The sequence below is a fragment of the Fuerstiella sp. genome (assembly GCA_022447225.1).
In the GTDB taxonomy this organism is placed as follows: domain Bacteria; phylum Planctomycetota; class Planctomycetia; order Planctomycetales; family Planctomycetaceae; genus S139-18.
This window is the reverse complement of record JAKVAZ010000004.1, coordinates 140341-159127: the sequence shown is the minus strand read 5'-3', so window position 1 is coordinate 159127 and position 18787 is coordinate 140341. Positions and strand designations below refer to the sequence as shown.

The window sequence follows — 18787 nt, the reverse complement described above, 5'->3', positions numbered from 1 at the left end:
ACCCTCTGTTCATGCTGTCAATGTGTGTGCTCCCGGTTGACGGGGTGTTTCCAAATCAGACCGGAGACACCTGGGTAAGAACCAACCTGGGATGACCGACAGGTCATCACACTTCCACGGGGGTGATCGGGTACGAACCCTGTGTCACGATTTACGGGAGTCCGATTTATATTCGGCATGCTGCAGGGTCAGGTCGCCGATTCGACAATGGCCGTTTTTCGTTTCCAAACGGATCACCCCGGTCAGCCGCATATTTCGCTGATGACGATGTCCCCAGTGCAGGATCTCCCCGTCAACCTGCCAAATACAGCGGAATCGGGCAGAGTCATACGGGATGAAATTTTCGGTCAAACAATGAATGACCTGAACGTCACCGATACGTACAAAAGGACCCTGTTCGGCGTTTTCTGCCATTCGCTGAAACACGGATTCGACCATGTCATCGGTGAACACTTCACTGAGCTGTTCCACAGCCAGTCGGTCGCCTGAGACCAGTACGGAGTGATATGCTTTCTGCAGTGAGTGCTGAATCAGGGCGGCTGCGGTTTCAGAATCCGGTGCAGCGATCCGCTGTACGCCGGAAAGGACAAGGGCTGTACCCAACGTGAAACTGATCATTGAGGCTGTGACCCATAATCTCCATTTTCGGCAGATACCGGCGATGGTTCCTGTGATGGCGACGGCCAGCACCATCCATAAAGCCCCCTGTTCGATCCGGGAATCAGTGTGATGTTGCCACAGTCGATCAGTCAGGTCTTCGACCACAGCAGGATGTGATCCGTTTAGTTTCTTTTCACTGGCGAAGTTTTGTCCGGTTTTTTTGACAACCAAGTCGTTCTTACTCTCCATAACCCACGTGTACTGGAAGCTGCCGAGTTGGAGACTTTCCTGGCTGCGATCGATGAGTCTTGAAGCATCTTGCACTCCGCTGACTGTGTGCAGCTGAATCTGGTTGACACCTTCAGGGACAGCGGTCCACGAGACGGTGAGCTGTTTAGGTTCACGTGCCGTTCGATGCGTCGTACGGATACCCAGGCGAGTTCCAATCAGTGGGACCGTATCCGCTTCATTGATCGATTCATGTTCGGCGGTTAGCAGGCCGACAAATAATGACTCAGCCGGCGCGGCCCGCCCGTCGACAGAGATCTCAAAGTGATTTCGAACCCACTCCACGGCCAGTTGACGTACCGTATCGGAATCTGTGTCAAAACCATGATTTTCATGATCACGATTGTTGCGTCTCAGACCAATACAATCTGTCGAGAGGGCCAGCGGTATTGTGAATTCATGTATCAGCCGGCCCGGGAGTAATGAAAGTTCCGCAACAGCAGGTGATTGGTTTTGCGGGAGAGAGACGCCTGTCGAAACTGAAGGGAGAACGATTGTACGTGGCTGATGAGAAGCAATTACGGTTTCGATTCGGCGGGCCGACAGCCCGCTGCGAACTCGTAGTCGCAATTCCGCAGGACATTGGGAATCGACTGCCGGATTGGTCAGGTCCGAACCAGTCGCTGAATCGTGTGCCACCAGGTAGTGCTGCACCGAAAATGACTTATGTGTCTGATTCCAGGGAAAACGCAACTTCCACGTAAGGCGTACTCGAGTATCCATTTCCTGGTTGACGTCGGTGTCAGCCGGTGACCACGCCGGACGACCAATGACATCGGCAAGTAGTCGTCGACCGTCGGCATCATAGATTATCAGCAGTGTCTTAAGGGTTTCGTCAAATTGTGTTAACGACTTACGGACACGTTCTGCTGTTAAATGTGTGTTGCTGACCGGTGTGTTCTTGGACTGCGATGCAAGTACGTCATCCAGAAACAGATTCACCCGAATTTCGAGATGTTTATCGATTTGTACCCATACGTCCACGTGTGAACCTGGATGTGCCCCGCATGTGTTGTTGATGATGATCATCACGCTGAACCACAGGGCCCGATTCAGAATCCGGTGGAGTCTTAAATGCGTGCCGCCTGTTGCCATGGCCGCATTCTCCGCAATGTGGTTTGTACGTGACCCGGTCGGGACGGAACGAATGACCGGCCTGATGAGTACGACGAGGCTACAGATGACCCGCATGAATGCTGACCGGCAACTGATTGGGGGTGGACGAACAGACTCAGGACCCGTTGCAATGTCTGTCGGGCAATTTCCGGACTGACACTGTGTCAGCGGTATACCAAAACAGAAGACGAAATCGTGTCGGCTCCTGCTTTGTCTGAAAGAGGAATGTAATGGTCATCCTGAAATACAGCAGTGGTAACGCAGGTTATCTCATGCTCGGAATATCAGGATCAGGCTTCCACACCGCTATCAGTGGCGGGAGCAGTCTCATCGGCAGACGGGGCAGGGTTGTCTTCGATGGTTGATTCGTTCTGTTCGCAGGCCGTAGGAGCTGCCTTTGCATTACCGCCGGAGGAGCAGTCATCGCAAACGCAGGGTGATTCACGGTAAGATTTGTCGCAGGTCGAACCACATGAGGGCGCTGTCCTGGAAGATTCACACGACGGAACGGGTTGACAACCGGACGTACAGCGAGCTGCGGATGACGAGTCACAAGAGTTCGCGATCGAGGCACAGCCGCCGGAGCACGAATTCATCCTGCTTCTGCACGATGAATCACAGCAGTTACGGTAAACCACTTTTGACGAATCGCATGCTGAGCGGCTCACCGTTACATCGCCGGTACTGTGATTGATATAAAAAGTGTAGTGACCCGCCTCAACCGAAGTTGCCAGACTCAGAACCAGGCATGTCGTCAGCAAACTTAAACAGTTCATTGAGATCTCCTTGATTGTTCTCAAATGTAAATCAGCACGCCCGACTTTTGGGTGAGACGAGTGGCTTTCGGTTGGACTTTTTAAATTGGCGAGTTCTGGGAGAATTGTGAGATTTATTCTGTATGTTACTTAATTGCGAAAACTCATCCAGGCTATGTATGTAAACAGCCAGGTCGGAGTTGATGAATTGTCCATACGTGTTGACTTATGTCTTATAAATACACTTGGGGCCCTTGTCCCGATGATTGGCTGTGGACATTCCTGTCCGGCCCTCGGTTTGGTTGACGACAGGCGTTTTGACCACAAGGATTCCTGACTCCACCTTTGTTGCTGCCACGATTCCGGACTTTCGCTGTGTTGCTGAATCATTCCATCCCGATTTCCGTGCGTTACTGTGAAACAGATGCAATGGGGTTCGTGCATCATTCGAACTATGTCAATTACTTTGAGCTGGGTCGGACGGAACTGTTTCGTGCCCAGGGCGGAAACTATCGGCGAATGGAGGAACTGGAGATGTTTCTGGTCGTGGTGAAACTGCAGATCCATTACCGGAAGCCGGCACGCTATGACGATCAGTTGGTGCTGCACTCATCGATTACGCGTACGACTCCTGCGCGGATTGAACATGCGTATGAGCTGATGCGTGACACCGAATTACTGTGCAGTGCTGAATCAACGATCGCCTGTGTTGATTCAGAGGGAGAACCACGACGGATTCCGGAAAATCTGTCCGAAATTACGCGAGTGTAATGCAGAATGTTAAAACTGATGTCTTAGCAGTGTGTGACACCAATTTTAGTCAATTCACGAATTTCGAGTCGGCATTACAGCAGCACGATATCCGTCTTCTGTCAGTAATCTTCTACGGACCGACGGACGTTCGATGTTACCGATGACCCAGCACCTTTTTGTGTACGGAACACTCAAACGCGGATATGAACGGCATAGGACGCTGAGCCACCAGCGTTTCGTCTCTCCGGCAGCGACGATGACACCGTGTCGGCTGTTTGACTGTGGTCATTATCCGGCCATGGTTCAGTGTTCCCGTGGCATTTCAGTTTGTGGTGAACTCTACGAAGTGGATTCCACATGTCTGCAGCAATGTGATGTGATCGAAGGTGTTGCAGAAGGGCTATACGCACGACAGTTGATTCAGGTGGTTACGATTGGTGATGAGTCGTCTTGTTCCGATGCGTGGACTTACATCTATCGGAATTCTACAGTCAATCTTGTTGACTGCGGAGCTGAATGGGCGGGATAGCCCGGTGCTGAAACAGCGGATGTTGCGGACTGATTTGGTTTGATGATTTCAGCTGTGGCCGGTGTTCTTTAATTTGGATAATTATCAGCTTCCCTGCAGTTCCTGCTGCATACGACGGGAGTGCTTCCGGCCAGACTTATCCGGTGGAACGGTACCATCGGCAGCCGATGCCGATGTCGAAACCAATCCGACAAAACCGCAAAGAAATCAGGATTCCCGGGGTTGTTGCCGTATTGACCGCCGTTGATTGCACCCGGTATCAACTCACCCCCGGCGGATTTCGTGCGCTCGTTGCCACGCGATACGCGGGGGTTAGGTCAGATGACCTGCCAATCTCAATTGCTGCGAGTGAGGGAACATCGCAGGGTGAGCCATTACAAAGGAATTCAGCTTTGAAATGTCCGGGCCTGGTTGCTGTCGTCACAGCGACTGCGGTCGTTAAGCCCGAACATTTCTGCTGTGCCTGCCTTTAGGAGGATTTCACGTGTACAAGGCCATCGGTTTCATCGCGTGTGTATCGATGATGGCCGCGTCGCTGTATGTGTTCAGCGGCGGTGATCCATCTCGAATGCTGTCGGCTCGAACAGAATCTGCGAACGCGGAGGATGGGGTGCTTGCCCGACAGTTTATGAAAGACGCCCGTCAGTCAGCAGCCCAGGGAAATTCTGTCGAGGCCCGAAGGCTGGCGGCAATGGCAGCTGACCTGACGACAGACTGGCGGAGTACTGAACAGACCCCTCAGCAGTTTCTGAAGTCGCTTGAAGGATTAACTCCGGATGTCACCTGGTCGGTTGCTGACGAGGTCGACTGGGCGATTCTGGAACCGGACGCAGTTGCAGCGACAGGTGAACAAACCACAGCTGAAGTTGAATTGCCGTCTGCGGACACACAGCAGGGACGAAATCTGCTGAATCGGGCGATTGCAGAACGTTTTGTCGGAGAGGCGGTTCAGGCTCTGAAAGCAGGCGATACCCAACACGCCCGAACACGAGCTCTGCAGGCTGCCAGAATGAAGATTGCCTGGGGGCTTTGGGAACAAAAGCCGGAAGACATACTAACGGCGATTGATCAGGCTGAGGGCACCGAAACATTTCTGGCAGATGACCGGTCGGTCGATGCAAAAGCCGAAACAAGTGTCGGTCAGAAACAGCGAGAGGCGGCTGAGCTGCTGAATCAGGCTCGCGCGGCGATGGATTCTAAGAAATTTGCTCGGGCACTCCAACTGGCTGAGCGGGCCGATGCCATGGCGGTTCAGTACGGAGAATTTGACGATACGCCTGATCTGGTTCGCAGGGATATTCATCGGTTTTCCGGTGCGATGCAGCAGTTCGGTTTCGTTTCTGATGAAAACATCGATTTTGAACAGGAAGTCGACCGACAGTTTGCGTCGGCTCCTGCCAGCGCTGCAGTACAGCATGCTGATGTTGATCGTGATACAGGTCACCCGCAGAAGTTGTCAACAGCTGCTGCGCAGCAGGATCAGGCCTGGGAGCTTCTTGCTGATCCTGCGACTGTGACTCACCAGGACAAACCGCAGGCTGTTGTCTCGGCGAATGCAGAACCAAACCTGTTTGTCGTAAATCCTGAATCTCTCAGGGACGAGGGTGCTTCTAAGTCAGCCGTACTTCAGGCAAATCGTATTCCGATCGTTGCATCGAGTGATGTTGTTAAGGAGGCATCCTTTGATGACACGCTGACTGCTGACATGTCGGCAGAAGAGGCTTGGCAACTGGGAATGGCAGAGCTTAGAGGTGGAAATCAACAGGCAGCTAAAAGTGCGTTTCTGGTTGCGAAAAAGCAGATTGGTGAACTCGACGGTTTTCGGCGGCAACAGCTGCAGGACCAGTTGCAGGAGTTGTCTTCAGTTCGAGTCAACAGCGTGCGTATGGTCGCGGCACTGCCGGACGATATTGATCAGGCCGGGGAAGCTGATCCTTTGACGGACGCTGTCGATCAGCATGACGCCCGTCTGCAACGAACACATGCTGCGGTTACCAATGCTGTCGCACGTGCGGAGAGTCTTAAAGATACCGATGTGGAGGAAGGTCTCCGGATTCTTGATACGACACTGGCAGACATTGAGTCTGCCGGTCTTGCTGAAGAGTCAACTCAGGCGCTTTCTCGGTATGTGAACGAACGTCGAGTGGAACTCGAGGCCTATCGGGCACAGCGAGAGCCGATGATCGCTATGGAAGAACGGAATGAGTCCGTTCGTGACAAAATTGAACGTGATATTAAGCATCAGATTCGGATTGAACAGGAAGTTGCAGATTTGGTTCAGCAGTACAATGATCTGTCAAATCAGCGTCGCTATGCGGAAGCCGTACTGATTGCTCAGAAGGCTTATGACCTGAACCCGGATCTTCCTGAGACAGCAGCCATTCTTGCAAAATCCAAACTGGAAAAGCAGATCGCGTTTAACGAAGACGTTCGCACACGTTCTGCAGATCAGAATTTGAATGCTCTGAACGATGTCGAGTTTACCATGGCTCGTGATCGAGGTGACTATCTTCTTCCGGGTATCACAAAATGGAAGGAGATCACATCACGTCGTGCGGGCTTCGGATCTTCCGGGCGCAGACTAACGGAGAGTGAACAGCGAATCCAGAAAAGCCTTCACAGTCAGGTTTCACTGCACTTCCATGATGTGCCGCTGACAACGATCATTAGCGATATCGCCAACACTCACCAAATTAACATCGTGCTGGATAGAAAAGCGATTGAGTCGCAGGGCCTGATTTCCAGTCAGACCGTTAGTATTGACGTGGACGGTATTGAATTGCGCAGTGCTCTGAACCTATTGCTGCAGCAGTCCGGAGGACTTGTTTATACAGTCGAGAATGAGGTTCTGAAGATCACTGACAGTCTTGAGCAGGAGTCACATTTTAAACCGACTGCTTATCCGGTGGCAGACCTGGTTGTGCCGCTCTCTGATAAATCACAGTCCGGTCCGTTCGATAATTTGAATTACAGAGCCGGTGGAAGCGGCCTTTATCAGCTTGAAGACGATCTCAATGTCCAGATTGGGGCAGGTGGTTCTTCACGCGGTGGTGGAGCTTCCGGTACCGCTGGTGTGGACGAGTTCGATTTCTCCGGACTTAAGGACATGATCACTACTGCCGTTGCCCCGGGAACGTGGGACATCGACGGTGGCGAAGGAACAATCGGTGTCAGTGAAAATACTTTGAGCTTGATTATTCGGCAGACTCCAGCGGTTCATGATCAGATCGTGGAGTTGCTGGAACAGTTGCGGAAGCTGCAGGATCTGCAGGTCACGGTTGAAGTGCGGTTCATCGCCGTTTCCGATGATTTCTTTGAGCGGATTGGTGTGGATTTTGATTTCAACGTGCCGGATTCACTCGGAGATCCGATCGGTGTTCCCGCCTTTGGTTCTAATAACTTCACTTTGCCTGGTGGCGGTGGGGCAGGCGGAGCAGCCGGTGTGGCCGGTGTGGCCGGAGCTGCCGGAGCTGCCGGAGCTGCCGGCGTTGGAGGTATCGGTGGTATCGCCGGTGCAGGAGGTGGTCTGGGTGGCGGTGGCCTGGGCGGCGGTGGCATGGCTGGTGGCGGCATGGCTGGCGGCGGCATGGCTGGCGGCGGCATGGCCGGTGGTGGTGCCGGAATGGGAATGGGACTGTTTCAGACTGTTCCGCGCAGCAACTTTACCCAGGACGGCTTCCGGCGTACCACGGTCGGGTTGGCTGCACCGGGACAGTTTACTGATGACTTTGATATTCAGTTTCAACAGGGATCGTTTGAACTGGGGATTCCTCAGTTTGGCAACTTTGATCCAACAGGAGGACTTTCAGTCGGTATGGCGATTCTGAGCGATCTGGAAGCATTCTTCTTCCTGGAAGCCGTGCAGTCAGATCGGCGTGCCAATGTTCTGTTTGCCCCGAAAGTTTCCGTATTCAATGGTCAGTCAGCGACAATTACAGATTCGACGTCACGACCATATATCGCGTCTGTGGCTCCTGTCGTCGGTACAGGAGCTGTCGGATTTGCGCCGCAGATCGGTCAAATTCAGGATGGTATTTCACTGAGTGTCACCGCAGTGATCTCAGCTGATCGACGATATGTCCGTCTGTCACTTTCGCCGATGTTCAACAACCTGGCCAAAGCCGCCACCGATGCCGCCGAAGCCCATCATGCCGCCGCCGCCCATGCCGCCGCCCATCATGCCGCCGCCGCCCATGCCGCCGCCCATCATGCCGCCGCCGCCCATGCCGCCGCCCATGCCGCCGCCACCCAAACCACCACCAATAGCTCCACCACCAGCACCGCCACCGGCAAATGTGAAGGTGAAGATATCAAAGGGGCTTTGCTGTCGGCGGCTTGTTGTGCGTCTGCATTTGCTGCGTCGGCTTGATGGGCGGCGGCATGGGCGGCGGCGGCATGATGGGCTTCGGCGGCATCGGTGGCGGCTTTGGCGGCGGCGGCATGGGCGGCGGCATGGGCGGCGGCATGGGCGGCGGCATGGGCGGCGGCATGGGCGGCGGCATGGGCGGCATGGCCGGTGGTGGAATCGGCGGTGGCGGTGGAGGTGCCGGTGCCGGAGACATTACCGTTCAGCAACCGGTTATCGAGACGATTTCTGTTTCGACAACAGTCAGTGTACCTGACGGAGGAACTGTTCTGTTGGGTGGTATCAAACGTCTGCGTGAAGGTCGCACTATGTTCGGTGTACCGATTCTCAACAAGATCCCTTACATCAGCCGTCTTTTCAAGAACAGCGGTGTTGGACGGGAAACTGAAAGTGTGATGTTGATGGCGACTCCCCGCATCATCATCCAGGAGGAGGAAGAAGAGGTGGCTCTGGGGACATCTGCTCAGTAGAGACAGACTGGTCAGGTTAAGGATGCGGGTCCTTAGCCGGATTCAGTGCTTTGCAGCATCGGGTGCGGTCTGATGCTGTAAGGCCGGTCAGTTTCAACTGAATCGTTCCTCACTGCACCGTTGGCAACAGCGGCGTAGTTTCGGGGTCCGAGCCGTCGCAGCGTGCGGGCGCTGCGACGGCTTTTTTTATGCTACTGCGACGCGATTTGGCAGACTGGAATTCAATGGAACCTGCGGGTTAACCGGTCTGCAGGTGCAGATCCTGTGTGTGACTCATTCTGTTCGCCTCTGCAGGATCAGGAAGCACCCGTCGGTTTCGTCGGGGAGCAGTTTCCAGGTATCCGTTTCCTGCAGTTCCGGGATTTCAGCGGGGCGGCGAATTAAACTATACCGATGGCCTGTATCGATCACGATGAACTCACAGTCGGCCGGAATTCGTTTGCCGTCTTCATTAACCACTCGTTCGTAATTGCTGTAGTCGTAGGATCGTTCACAGTGTGTTAATCGAGGATGAATGAAGTCGGTTGACGCAACTCGAGCCGTGGCGGGAATCTGTGCAACTACTTTTTCCGCCATTTCTGCTCTTCGAATGAGCGCCCGCTCTGTTTCCACGTTTTCTCGAGGGTAGAACAACGCATGTCGTCCAAACCCCGAAATCTCTGACCAGTAGGCTGCGCCAAAGGGTAAGAGCGAACCCGTGATGCCGGTGGTGAGGCAACAGCAAAAGACTAACAGAGCGGTGGCAACCGGTGTTGGGGGCAGCAGCCAGGCAAGGCTCTGATGCCGTGATCTGTTTGCGGCCGTTCCGTAGGCAACTGCCCAGAACAGTACTGGCAGCAAAGGTGCATGAAAATGGTGATAGGGGACCGGTGGCAGACCGCTGTCATTCGGACCAGAGTCCAGTTGTAACAGGCACAGCATAAAAAATGTGAGCGAACCGGCCGCTAGTTTCAGCAGACTGCGAACAGAGACAAATCCCACTGGTGCCAGCAGCACGACGGCGTAAAGCAATGTTCTGAAGCTAAAGATCTGAGCAAGGACAAGCCCCGGTTTTGTCAGTGCTGTCCGGATTAATTCACCAGGACTGCTGCCCAGATCTCCGAAATACCTGCTGTAGTGGACTACATCCCCCGACCGGAAGGCGGGAATCACGATCAGCACAGCCAGCAACAACCACACGGCGGATATCGCAGCTGTGATCAATCCCCAGTTTCTCAATAGTCGCTGGTGAGACCCGCTGTACCACGCGCTGATGGCTATTACTGCGCCGATGGGTGCTGTAATGAGTGCCATGTCTTCTTTCGCCGACAGTGCAACAAACAGGAATAGCCAGGCCCGTCGATATCGACCGGATTCAGCAGCTTGGATCATCCAGAACAGAAACGGCAGGCCCAGACAAATTGGACGGAATGTTTTCTGGTCGATCGCGATGTCCAGGAAGTGCATCGGAAAGAAAAACAGCCAGCTGATCGCTACCAGACAGGCGGCCCAATCATCATTACACCGTTGCCGGACAATAAAAAACAGCGGAATGGTGCAGCTTCCGAGGGCGACAGATTCCGCCAGTTCCAGAGTTAAATGGGTGGGCCAAATCATGTGAACCGGGATCAACAGTAGATGGATCACTTGAATATGTTCGCCAAGAAACAATCCCTGATCCAGAAAACTGCGAAATCCTTTCCCGTGTCGGAAATTCCACAAATGTTCTTCATACATTGCCGAGTCTCCGTGCGGGATCAGGAGATTGGCATAGAGTCGTTCATTCAGTCGGAAGGAAATACCGATCCAGACCGCTGTCACGCTTAACATCAAAATCCATGAGAGCCTGCTGCTGCCGAATTCGGACTGTACGGATTCCGGGAGAAATTCCGACACGCAGCAGTACAATGCTGTTCCGGTCAGCATCATCACCAGCGTTGGAACGGCCAGACCGAACTCATGACCTCCCAGAGGCTGCACTCCCCAGATGATTCCGCAGCCGACTCCGACCAGACCCAGCCGTGTCAAAAGTCTTACCGCCATTTCGGCGACACCAGGTTCGCGTCTGAAAAGACAGGCGATTGCAACACAGATTGCCGGCAGACCCAGAAATCGTAAGGCCACTGACAGCACAGACAGTTGTAGAGTCTTTTCGGGACGGTTTCCTGTACCACCGAGCAGTTCAATGACCGTGTCATTGATATCCGTCGGCCACAATAGATTCGCCACATCCGAATTTGTAAGCCAGTCTGCCGTACATGCCGCTCCAGCCAGGATTCCGATGAGTCCTGCAGGAATGGTTATCACATTAAAGCTGCGCTGGGACATGAGCGGCGATGATCGTTCTTGTTGAGACTTTGATGTGGTCAGTACGGGTTTTGTGAAGTGTGCAGGCTGCCTGAGTTCCGTTTCCTGAAAAGCCGGGGTTGACCTGGATTCTATACCGGTAGAGTTTACGCTACCGGGAGGGAATTTGAGTGCTTCAAGTGTGTTAAGAAGAAGAGTCGTATGTGCAATTTAGTTCGTTCAGCCGGTGAATGCGCTCAGGCACCCTGGAATATGACTCAGAATAAGACCGCAGTCCGCTGAATCTCAAGGAACGAAATTGTCCGGCCGGGTCTGGGTTTCTAAAGTTGTCGTACTGCGCCCTCCGTTCAGAGTCAGCCTGATTCTGATTGCGGTGATCGAGTTTGGTTATGCAAGCTGCACAACGGTGCAGCTTGCTACCCTTCGTGAAAAGCCTCGGAACCCTTTGTCTGCTCGTCTGAAGCTGACAGATCCCAATGGTCCGCGGCCCTCTCCGCGAACAGACAATCTTCTTGCGGCGACCGATGCGGTAAAAGTCGTGACCTTGGGGCACAGCTTCATCATGCCAGAAAGATCCTCACAGTCACGCCTGCCACTGAGTCGCTGCACGCGACCGCTGAACTCAGCTACCTGGTGGCGCGTCAGACCGAAGGTCACCACCAGGACCTTGTGCAGAATTGTATTTGGATGCGGTTTAATATGCGTGGTGTTGTCTGGTTGGCAGTGCTACTCACCAGGCCAAATATCTGAATGTTTTGAGGCACCGCCATACAGCAGACGTTTACAACTCAAGTGTGGTTTTTTTACGTCTGGTTAAAAGCTTATGTCCCGACGAAAACAGCGAGTTTTGCTCATTCGCGATTACGGATCGCCGTGTCAGTGTTGAAGTTCCCTTTCCGTCTGTTCGCAGCGGTTCCCTCGTTTTACCGGTGGGGCATTCGAGGTTGGAGTGACGATTCTATTTAGTGCATCCCGTTTGGTGAGACGAATCAACATGGCTGGTGGAAAAACAGGCCGTTAAGTTTTGAGCCTCAGCTTGCGGAATGTTCCATGACCAGGAAACGGATTGGTTGAGCAAAGGTTAGCCACCTCACAGAACGGTGGCGCGTCCGATCCCGGTGTTTTCGTCCGCGTACGAATGCCCGCTACCACGTAGGACTCTGAGCTTCCCGATCAAAATTTTGGTGACCCGCAAAAGTGATGAGCGTCTCTCGAGACCGCCGGCCATGGGTTTTGCTGTGATCCCCATGCGACTGCAAAAACAGGGCCTGCTTTCACTCAAACAGCTCTGATAGAACCTTACCTCACGTTATGGATTTTTCTGGCCCGGACCCGTGTGTCAGGTGGTGTGAGAGAGAATGACACTGGTATCTAGGATCGTCTTTAACTGATTTTGGTCCTGCTGCATCGACACAGTCAAAGATACTGCCGGTTCGCACACGAACACGACGGCGTCAGGTGATCATGAGCCCCGTAACCATTGAAACACCTCCCGCGAGGTCGAAAAAAAAATTTACCGGCTTCGTTCCAGTACAAGACCACAAAGACAAGTGACACAGGAGAAAAAAGACACCCCGGAACCCGCGAAAATTTCTCCTGGAAGGCCACGACCAGGGATCAGATACCAACAATGACGACCCGGATTATTCCAATAATTAAGAGAATCATCCTGATGTGTGACCAGGGTGAAAGTGGTCGCATTGATAAATTGTCAGTGAGTCGTCGAGGTGCCCGGCGGATACGCGGTGAGGTTTCCACTGAGGTCACGATATACCAAGAGATTCGGATGCAGATAACAGGTCGCTATTGCATGGCCTGCTTCATGGCATCGCCCATGCCGGCGGGACTGTCGGCAATCACAGCCCCAACACCTCGCAGTGCTGAAATTTTTTCAGCCGCTGTTCCACCACCGCCTGAAATGATGGCCCCGGCGTGCCCCATACGTTTGCCAGGAGGAGCTGTCTGGCCAGCGATGAATCCAGCCACGGGCTTTGTCACATGTGACTGAATGTATTCCGCCGCTTCCTGTTCAGCGCTACCTCCGATTTCACCGATCAGTAGAATTCCGTCTGTATCCGGGTCACTTTGGAACAGTGCCAGCAGATCAATGAAGTTCGTGCCGGCAACCGGGTCACCACCGATACCCACTGCTGTACTTTGTCCCATCCCAACCCGGCCCAGCTGCCAGGCGGCTTCGTAGGTCAGTGTTCCGCTCTTACTGATAATTCCAATACGGCCGGGTGTGTGAATATAGCCAGGCATGATTCCGATCTTGGCCACACCAGGCGTAATGACTCCGGGGCAATTTGGGCCGATCAGGCGAGCTTCCGAATTTCTCATTGCTGACCGCACACGAATCATGTCCATCACCGGAATGCCTTCTGTGATGGCCACGATGAGTTGCATGCCGGCATCGGCGGCTTCGAGGATCGCATCGGCACAGAATGGCGGCGGGACGAGTATCATCGACGTATTAGCTCCGGTTTCGGCCCGAGCTTCGGTGACCGAGTTGAATACCGGGAATCCGTCGACTTCGGAACCGCCTTTGCCTGGGGTCACTCCAGCTGAAAAAATATTGAGTCCGGGCTGACATTCCTCAGCATATTCGCGGCATTTTTGACTGTGAAAAAGTCCCGAATTGCCGGTAATCCCCTGACAGATAATTCGCGTTGCTTTTGTTACCAGGATGCTCATGTTGCCGGGTATTCGATGTTGAAGTTGAAGATCCCGGAATGCTTCCGGGGAGGGTCATCTGATACGGATTGAATTTTTACGGCAGTTTCCGGCTGCAGCGCTGTGTCGGAAGTCATTCGCTGGCTCTGGTCCCGGACACTCCCAATCTCAGTAATAGTCAGGCGCTCAGGGATGCCACGACCTTTTGCGCAGCATCTGTCAGATCTTCCGCAGAAATAATGTCGCGACCGCTGTCGTTCAGCATCTGTCTGGCTTTTTCCACGTTGGTTCCTTCCAGTCGCACAACAAGCGGGACTGAAAATCCCACGTTTTCGTAAGCTTCCAGCAGAGCCTCCACCACAACATCACATCGCATAATCCCGCCAAAGATGTTAACCAAAACTGCTTTGACTGCATCGTCGCGCAGAATAATGCGAAATGCTTCAGTGACCTGATCAACATTTGCACCACCGCCAACGTCGAGGAAATTGGCCGGCTCTGCTCCATGCAGCTTGATCAGGTCCATGGTACTCATGGCCAGTCCGGCACCGTTGACCAGACAGCCGATACTGCCTTCCAGATTAACGTAACTGAGTCCTGCCTCCCCTGCTTCCACTTCAGCAGGGTCCTCTTCACTCATATCACGCAGCCCGGCCAGAGATTTGTGCCGAAACATGGCGTTGTCGTCGAACGACATTTTTGCATCCAGAGCCAGCAGCCGGTCGTCTTCTGTGAGCACCAGTGGATTGATTTCCACCATACTGCAGTCGTTGTCGACGAAGAATCGACAGAGTTGCGGCAGCAGCTTTTCGGCGTTTCGCACTGCCCGAGTACTGAAGCCCAGTGCGTAGGCCAGTTTACGAGCCTGATACGGAAACAGTCCTTCCGAGGCATCGAAGGTTTCAGAGAGAATTTTTTCCGGGGACTCTTCTGCGACTTTTTCGATTTCCATCCCGCCCTCGGAGGACATGATCACCACCGGACCACCCACGGTTCGATCAACCACGATGCCAAGGTAAAGTTCGCGTGCAATCTTCAGCCCCTGTTCAACAAACAGAGTATTGACCTGTTTTCCGTCTTGTCCGGTCTGGACGGTGACGAGTGTACTGCCCAGCATTCGGACTGCGTTTTCCCGGGCTTCATCAGCGGAACGTACCAGCACAACACCGGGTTGATCGGGAAATTCCTGGAATCTTCCTTTCCCGCGACCACCGGCATGGATCTGAGACTTCACGACAGCCAGATCACTGCCGAGTTCATCGAATGCTGCTGCGGCTTCGTCCGCTGTTCGAACCACGATTCCTCGGGGAACAGCAATATCCGCCTGCTGGAAGAGTGCCTTTGCCTGGTATTCATGAATCTTCATTGGGAGGCCTCACGGCGTCGGGATCTGAAAAGTTTCAGATTGGAATCTGTTCTGTCTCGCTGCGGAACTATAGCGGTCACGGTACAGCCGTTCGAGCGTGAGCAGTCAGCAATCGTCTCTTCAGGGAGCATTCCGTGCTGTTCAGACCACCAGTTCAACTTCCAGGAATCGCCAGGGTTCGCTGGTGTATCGCTTTTGCAGATGTTTTAGGGTTTGCCAGCGGATCCTGTGTTGAGGATGTTCGAATTTTGGAGCTGCTTCCGGCAGGCACAGCAGCAGTTTGCGGCGGATTACCATCGCCCGCAGCTTGCGGGTTCTCAGATCTCCGTCGCACTCATTGGTCAGACAGATTAGGTACTGAGTTGACAGCACCTGTTTTCCGGCCTCTCGCGCCAGCAAGCCCGATGCGAACTGTTCTGAAAGTTCGTTGAGCACGGAATTCAGAAAGAACCAGCAGTCTTTCCGAGGGATTGGTACGACTGGATCACGGGAGTTCGTTTTTGCAATGAGCTGACCCAGACGTCGGACAGCGTACGTGTTCAGAAATATGTCTGAGCAGGATTTTTCCGACAGGGTACGTATTCTCAGTGTATCGTCCGTGATGGAATTGAGCGAAAAGTTGATGCGTTCGAAGAATTCACGTCGCTTCCATGCCCGACTCGCTCGCCAGTGGGCCACAATCCAGCCGGCCAGCGTGAATCCGGCGGCTGTGAGTACCTTGATCCAGTGTTCGGACAGCAATTCCTTGATGGCGTTGAGCAATTCTGTCATGGGCTGCATTTCGTCCGGGAGCTGGTAGGTTCGGCTGTCAGCGAACATCTGCGGCGATACGCGTCCGTAAAGGTAATCCCCTGGACTGCGCATGAAATCATTCGACGGTAAGGAAAACCCACCGGAGGTTTATCAGGATTGTTCCGATTAACACTGTTTCCGGTCCGGCAGCTGCACATTTTTCAGATGAATTTCCGACAAACATGTCAGGAGAGGTAGGGATTATGAGACCGGTTGTTTTCCTCCAGGGAATTTTACCAGGACGACTTTTGCCTGCCAGGACTCTTCTCCCTCTCCCTCGCATCCGTGTTACCAGTTTTACCCCGTGTTGACACTTACGAATCAGCTGCCATCCTGGCGACCTGTTCGCAGGCGTGTCCTGAATTCAGAAGGAACGGTGCTGTGGTTTCTTATCGACTTGACGGAATCTCTGGAACGCGAGCACACTCAGTCGGACATCCGGTGTCTCAGTCCCCGCGGACCATTTCGGAGTATATTGCTGAGACACGGATGATCGTAGACGCCCACCAGCATCCTGTAGCGGTGTTTGACGATGAAGGGCAGCCTGTTTTTCGCAATTCCGCTCTGGCGGCCCGTCTCACGGCCGAACAACAGTCTCCGTCTTCCCCGCGGGCATGGCAGTTTGTGTATGCGACTGCGTGCCGAACCGTGGCTGATTCCATCAGCAGTCGGACAGCAATTTGCAGCGTGATCCCGGTTCATCAGAGAACTTTTGTGCTTCTGGGAAATTTTCTGCGTCAGGCATCCGGGACTGTCTACGGCGTGACCGTCAATCTTGCGGAAGTCAGCAGCGCAGGGGCTAAAACCGCATCGGCAGGATTCGAAACGCAAAGTTCTGTCCGCCGTCGTGTTGACAGTGGAGATGAAGCCTATTCCTCATGGATGAAGCGGCGTGACGAAGCTCGTACCAGAATGCAGCGTCTCTCACCACGAGAAACCGAAGTTGTGATGCGAGTTTCGGCCGGTCTGCCGAACAAGAGCATCGCCCGTGAACTGGAAATCAGTGTGAAGACTATAGAAAAGCATCGGGCGAATGCGGTACGCAAACTGGGTGTTCAGAGTACTCCGGAAATGGTTGGGATCGCAGTACTTGCAGACGTGGTCAAACAGGCAGGTAAACGGACATTTATCGATCGGGCATCGCGCCGACCGGCACAGCCGAGGTTCGTTTCCGGATTGCAATCAGTGCAATAGTGCAATAGTGGTTTGTTTATGTGACTTCATCCAATCAGCACGTCCTCGGTATACATTAGTATTAACCACTGCACGGACTACACTGAACCGATGCAACCACCTGCATCGTCGGCAGATGAAAATGGATCTGCGAGAGGTTTCACTCCTGTCCACCGTTCCTCGTCAGTCGGCCGTTGGTAAGTTGGCCCTTCTGCTGCCGGACAGACCCTCTGAATCAACGGTTCCTAAAAACCGGGTAGTGGGGTCATGACAATGGTTTGGTCTCGGTCCGGGCCAACCGACACCAGTTGAACGGGTCGTTCCACGAGTTCACTGATAGTCTGAATGTACTGCTTTGCATTTTGCGGCAGGTCGGCGAAATTTCGGATACCGGTGATGTCTTCTGTCCAGCCTGGCACCGCACGCAGAACCGGTTTTGCCAGACGAAGCGCATCCGGGCAGGATGGCAGGTCTCGCGTGATTTCTCCGCCGACGTCGTAAGCTTCACAGACGTTTAGTTCACCAAGTCCACTGAGCACGTCCAGCAGAGCGACGGCGATGGAATCAACACCGCTGATGCGGGCACTGTATCGTGTGGCTACGGCGTCGAACCAGCCACACCGACGCGGCCGACCGGTGACCGTTCCGAATTCATTTCCCGCAACTCGAATCTGTTGTCCCAGATCGTTATCCAGTTCCGTAGGAAACGGTCCTCCACCCACGCGTGTTGTATAAGCCTTGGCAACACCGATCATTGTGCCAATCGCTCGTTCGGGGACGCCACTGCCGCTGTGGATGCCACAACCCGAACTGTTGGACGATGTGACATAGGGAAAGGTTCCGTGGTCAATGTCCAGCAGACTGCCCTGGGCACCTTCGAACAGCAGACGCTGGTTGTTTTCAAGAGCGTTCAGTAACCATGCGGTTGTGTCAGCAACCATTGGTCGGAGTCGATCGGCACACGCTGAATAGTCTTCGATAATACGGTCGGCATTCAGTGGCTCGCCGTCGGGATCCAGGGCATTCAGAACGATTTGTTTGAACGGTACGATTTCCCGGACTTTATCAGCAAACCGATCTTTGTTGATCAGGTCTCCCATACGAATTGCGTGGAAGCGTCCGACCTTTTCACGGTAACAGGTTCCGATACCGCGCATGGTTGTACCAATGGCTTTGGAGCCTCGCTGTTTTTCGAAGGCGGCTTCTTCCAGATGATGCCACGGGCAGATGACATGCGCCCGATCGCTGATCATCAGCCGTTTGGAGCAGTCAATGCCGCCTGCGACGAGACTGTCAAGTTCGTTGAGGATGGCCTGCGGATTGATAACAACTCCGGGGCCGATCACCGACTGGACGTGACTCTGGAGCATTCCGGTCGGGAGCAGACTGAGCTTATAGGTGTTGCCACCGAATTTCACCGTATGGCCTGCGTTATTACCACCCTGGTAACGGATGACAATATCGTGTTTCTCAGTCAGAAGATCGACGACCTTGCCCTTGGCTTCGTCGCCCCACTGCAGTCCAATTACAGAAGTTGCCGGCACAATGATGACTCACAATTAATCACGGAACTGCATTCACGACACAATTCCAGGTCGATCGGTGACAGGCGTCGTCGCA

General features: G+C 53.6%; 12 protein-coding genes. 6 read left to right on the top strand and 6 right to left on the bottom strand.

Translation table 11 applies throughout. From position 1 onward, the window contains the following. Positions 1-144: 144 nt before the first annotated feature. The gene (locus tag MK110_04385; GenBank protein MCH2210515.1) at positions 145-2079 is read right to left on the bottom strand and encodes a hypothetical protein; all 1935 of its coding nucleotides are present in this window, start codon (positions 2077-2079) and stop codon (positions 145-147) included. Between the two features lie 1055 nt (positions 2080-3134). Between MK110_04385 and MK110_04380 the strand changes: the two genes are divergently transcribed. The 5 genes from MK110_04380 (at position 3135) to MK110_04360 (ending at position 8877) form a co-directional block, all read left to right on the top strand. Further along, positions 3135-3530, top strand: coding sequence for an acyl-CoA thioesterase (locus MK110_04380; GenBank protein ID MCH2210514.1), 396 nt, complete (start codon positions 3135-3137; stop codon positions 3528-3530). A 142-nt stretch (positions 3531-3672) separates the two neighbouring features. Next, entirely contained in the window at positions 3673-4041 is a 369-nt protein-coding gene (locus MK110_04375) for a gamma-glutamylcyclotransferase (protein MCH2210513.1), read from the top strand. A 173-nt stretch (positions 4042-4214) separates the two neighbouring features. Then, a complete protein-coding gene (locus MK110_04370) occupies positions 4215-4514 on the top strand; it encodes a hypothetical protein (GenBank protein MCH2210512.1) in 300 nt (99 codons plus the stop codon). A gap of 11 nt (positions 4515-4525) precedes the next feature. Continuing rightward, positions 4526-8410, top strand: a complete 3885-nt coding sequence (locus tag MK110_04365; GenBank protein ID MCH2210511.1) for a type II and III secretion system protein — start codon at positions 4526-4528, stop codon at positions 8408-8410. A 26-nt stretch (positions 8411-8436) separates the two neighbouring features. Then, complete coding sequence (locus MK110_04360) at positions 8437-8877, top strand: type II and III secretion system protein (GenBank protein MCH2210510.1); 441 nt, start codon at positions 8437-8439, stop codon at positions 8875-8877. 273 nt (positions 8878-9150) lie between these two features. Here MK110_04360 and MK110_04355 read toward each other — a convergent pair whose 3' ends face one another. The 4 genes from MK110_04355 to MK110_04340 form a co-directional block, all read right to left on the bottom strand. Further along, positions 9151-11184: a DUF2079 domain-containing protein gene (locus tag MK110_04355; GenBank protein MCH2210509.1), complete on the bottom strand. Its 2034-nt coding sequence runs from the start codon at positions 11182-11184 to the stop codon at positions 9151-9153. Positions 11185-12966: 1782 nt separating this feature from the next. Continuing rightward, on the bottom strand, positions 12967-13857 hold the full coding sequence (gene sucD / locus MK110_04350) for a succinate--CoA ligase subunit alpha (protein ID MCH2210508.1): 891 nt from the start codon (positions 13855-13857) through the stop codon (positions 12967-12969). A gap of 157 nt (positions 13858-14014) precedes the next feature. Beyond that, on the bottom strand, positions 14015-15202 hold the full coding sequence (gene sucC / locus MK110_04345; GenBank protein ID MCH2210507.1) for an ADP-forming succinate--CoA ligase subunit beta: 1188 nt from the start codon (positions 15200-15202) through the stop codon (positions 14015-14017). Between the two features lie 141 nt (positions 15203-15343). Then, positions 15344-16066, bottom strand: coding sequence for a hypothetical protein (locus tag MK110_04340; protein MCH2210506.1), 723 nt, complete (start codon positions 16064-16066; stop codon positions 15344-15346). A gap of 417 nt (positions 16067-16483) precedes the next feature. Here MK110_04340 and MK110_04335 point away from each other — a divergent pair, with 417 nt between their 5' ends. After that, positions 16484-17188 carry a LuxR C-terminal-related transcriptional regulator gene (locus tag MK110_04335; GenBank protein MCH2210505.1) on the top strand — a complete coding sequence of 235 codons (705 nt, stop codon included), beginning with the start codon at positions 16484-16486 and terminating at the stop codon, positions 17186-17188. Positions 17189-17412: 224 nt separating this feature from the next. On the opposite strand, the gene MK110_04330 is transcribed toward MK110_04335, so the two are convergent. Further along, positions 17413-18711, bottom strand: a complete 1299-nt coding sequence (locus MK110_04330) for an adenylosuccinate synthase (GenBank protein MCH2210504.1) — start codon at positions 18709-18711, stop codon at positions 17413-17415. Positions 18712-18787 lie beyond the last annotated feature (76 nt).

Bases quoted from the DNA above. Each gene is read 5' to 3' on its own strand.
- MK110_04360 (MCH2210510.1), top strand. From the start codon at position 8,437: ATGATGGGCTTCGGCGGCATCGGTGGCGGCTTTGGCGGCGGCGGCATG.
- MK110_04375 (MCH2210513.1), top strand. From the start codon at position 3,673: ATGACCCAGCACCTTTTTGTGTACGGAACACTCAAACGCGGATATGAA.
- sucC (MCH2210507.1), bottom strand. From the start codon at position 15,202: ATGAAGATTCATGAATACCAGGCAAAGGCACTCTTCCAGCAGGCGGAT.
- MK110_04370 (MCH2210512.1), top strand. From the start codon at position 4,215: ATGTCGAAACCAATCCGACAAAACCGCAAAGAAATCAGGATTCCCGGG.
- MK110_04355 (MCH2210509.1), bottom strand. From the start codon at position 11,184: ATGTCCCAGCGCAGCTTTAATGTGATAACCATTCCTGCAGGACTCATC.
- MK110_04340 (MCH2210506.1), bottom strand. From the start codon at position 16,066: ATGCGCAGTCCAGGGGATTACCTTTACGGACGCGTATCGCCGCAGATG.
- MK110_04335 (MCH2210505.1), top strand. From the start codon at position 16,484: ATGATCGTAGACGCCCACCAGCATCCTGTAGCGGTGTTTGACGATGAA.
- sucD (MCH2210508.1), bottom strand. From the start codon at position 13,857: ATGAGCATCCTGGTAACAAAAGCAACGCGAATTATCTGTCAGGGGATT.
- MK110_04385 (MCH2210515.1), bottom strand. From the start codon at position 2,079: ATGCGGGTCATCTGTAGCCTCGTCGTACTCATCAGGCCGGTCATTCGT.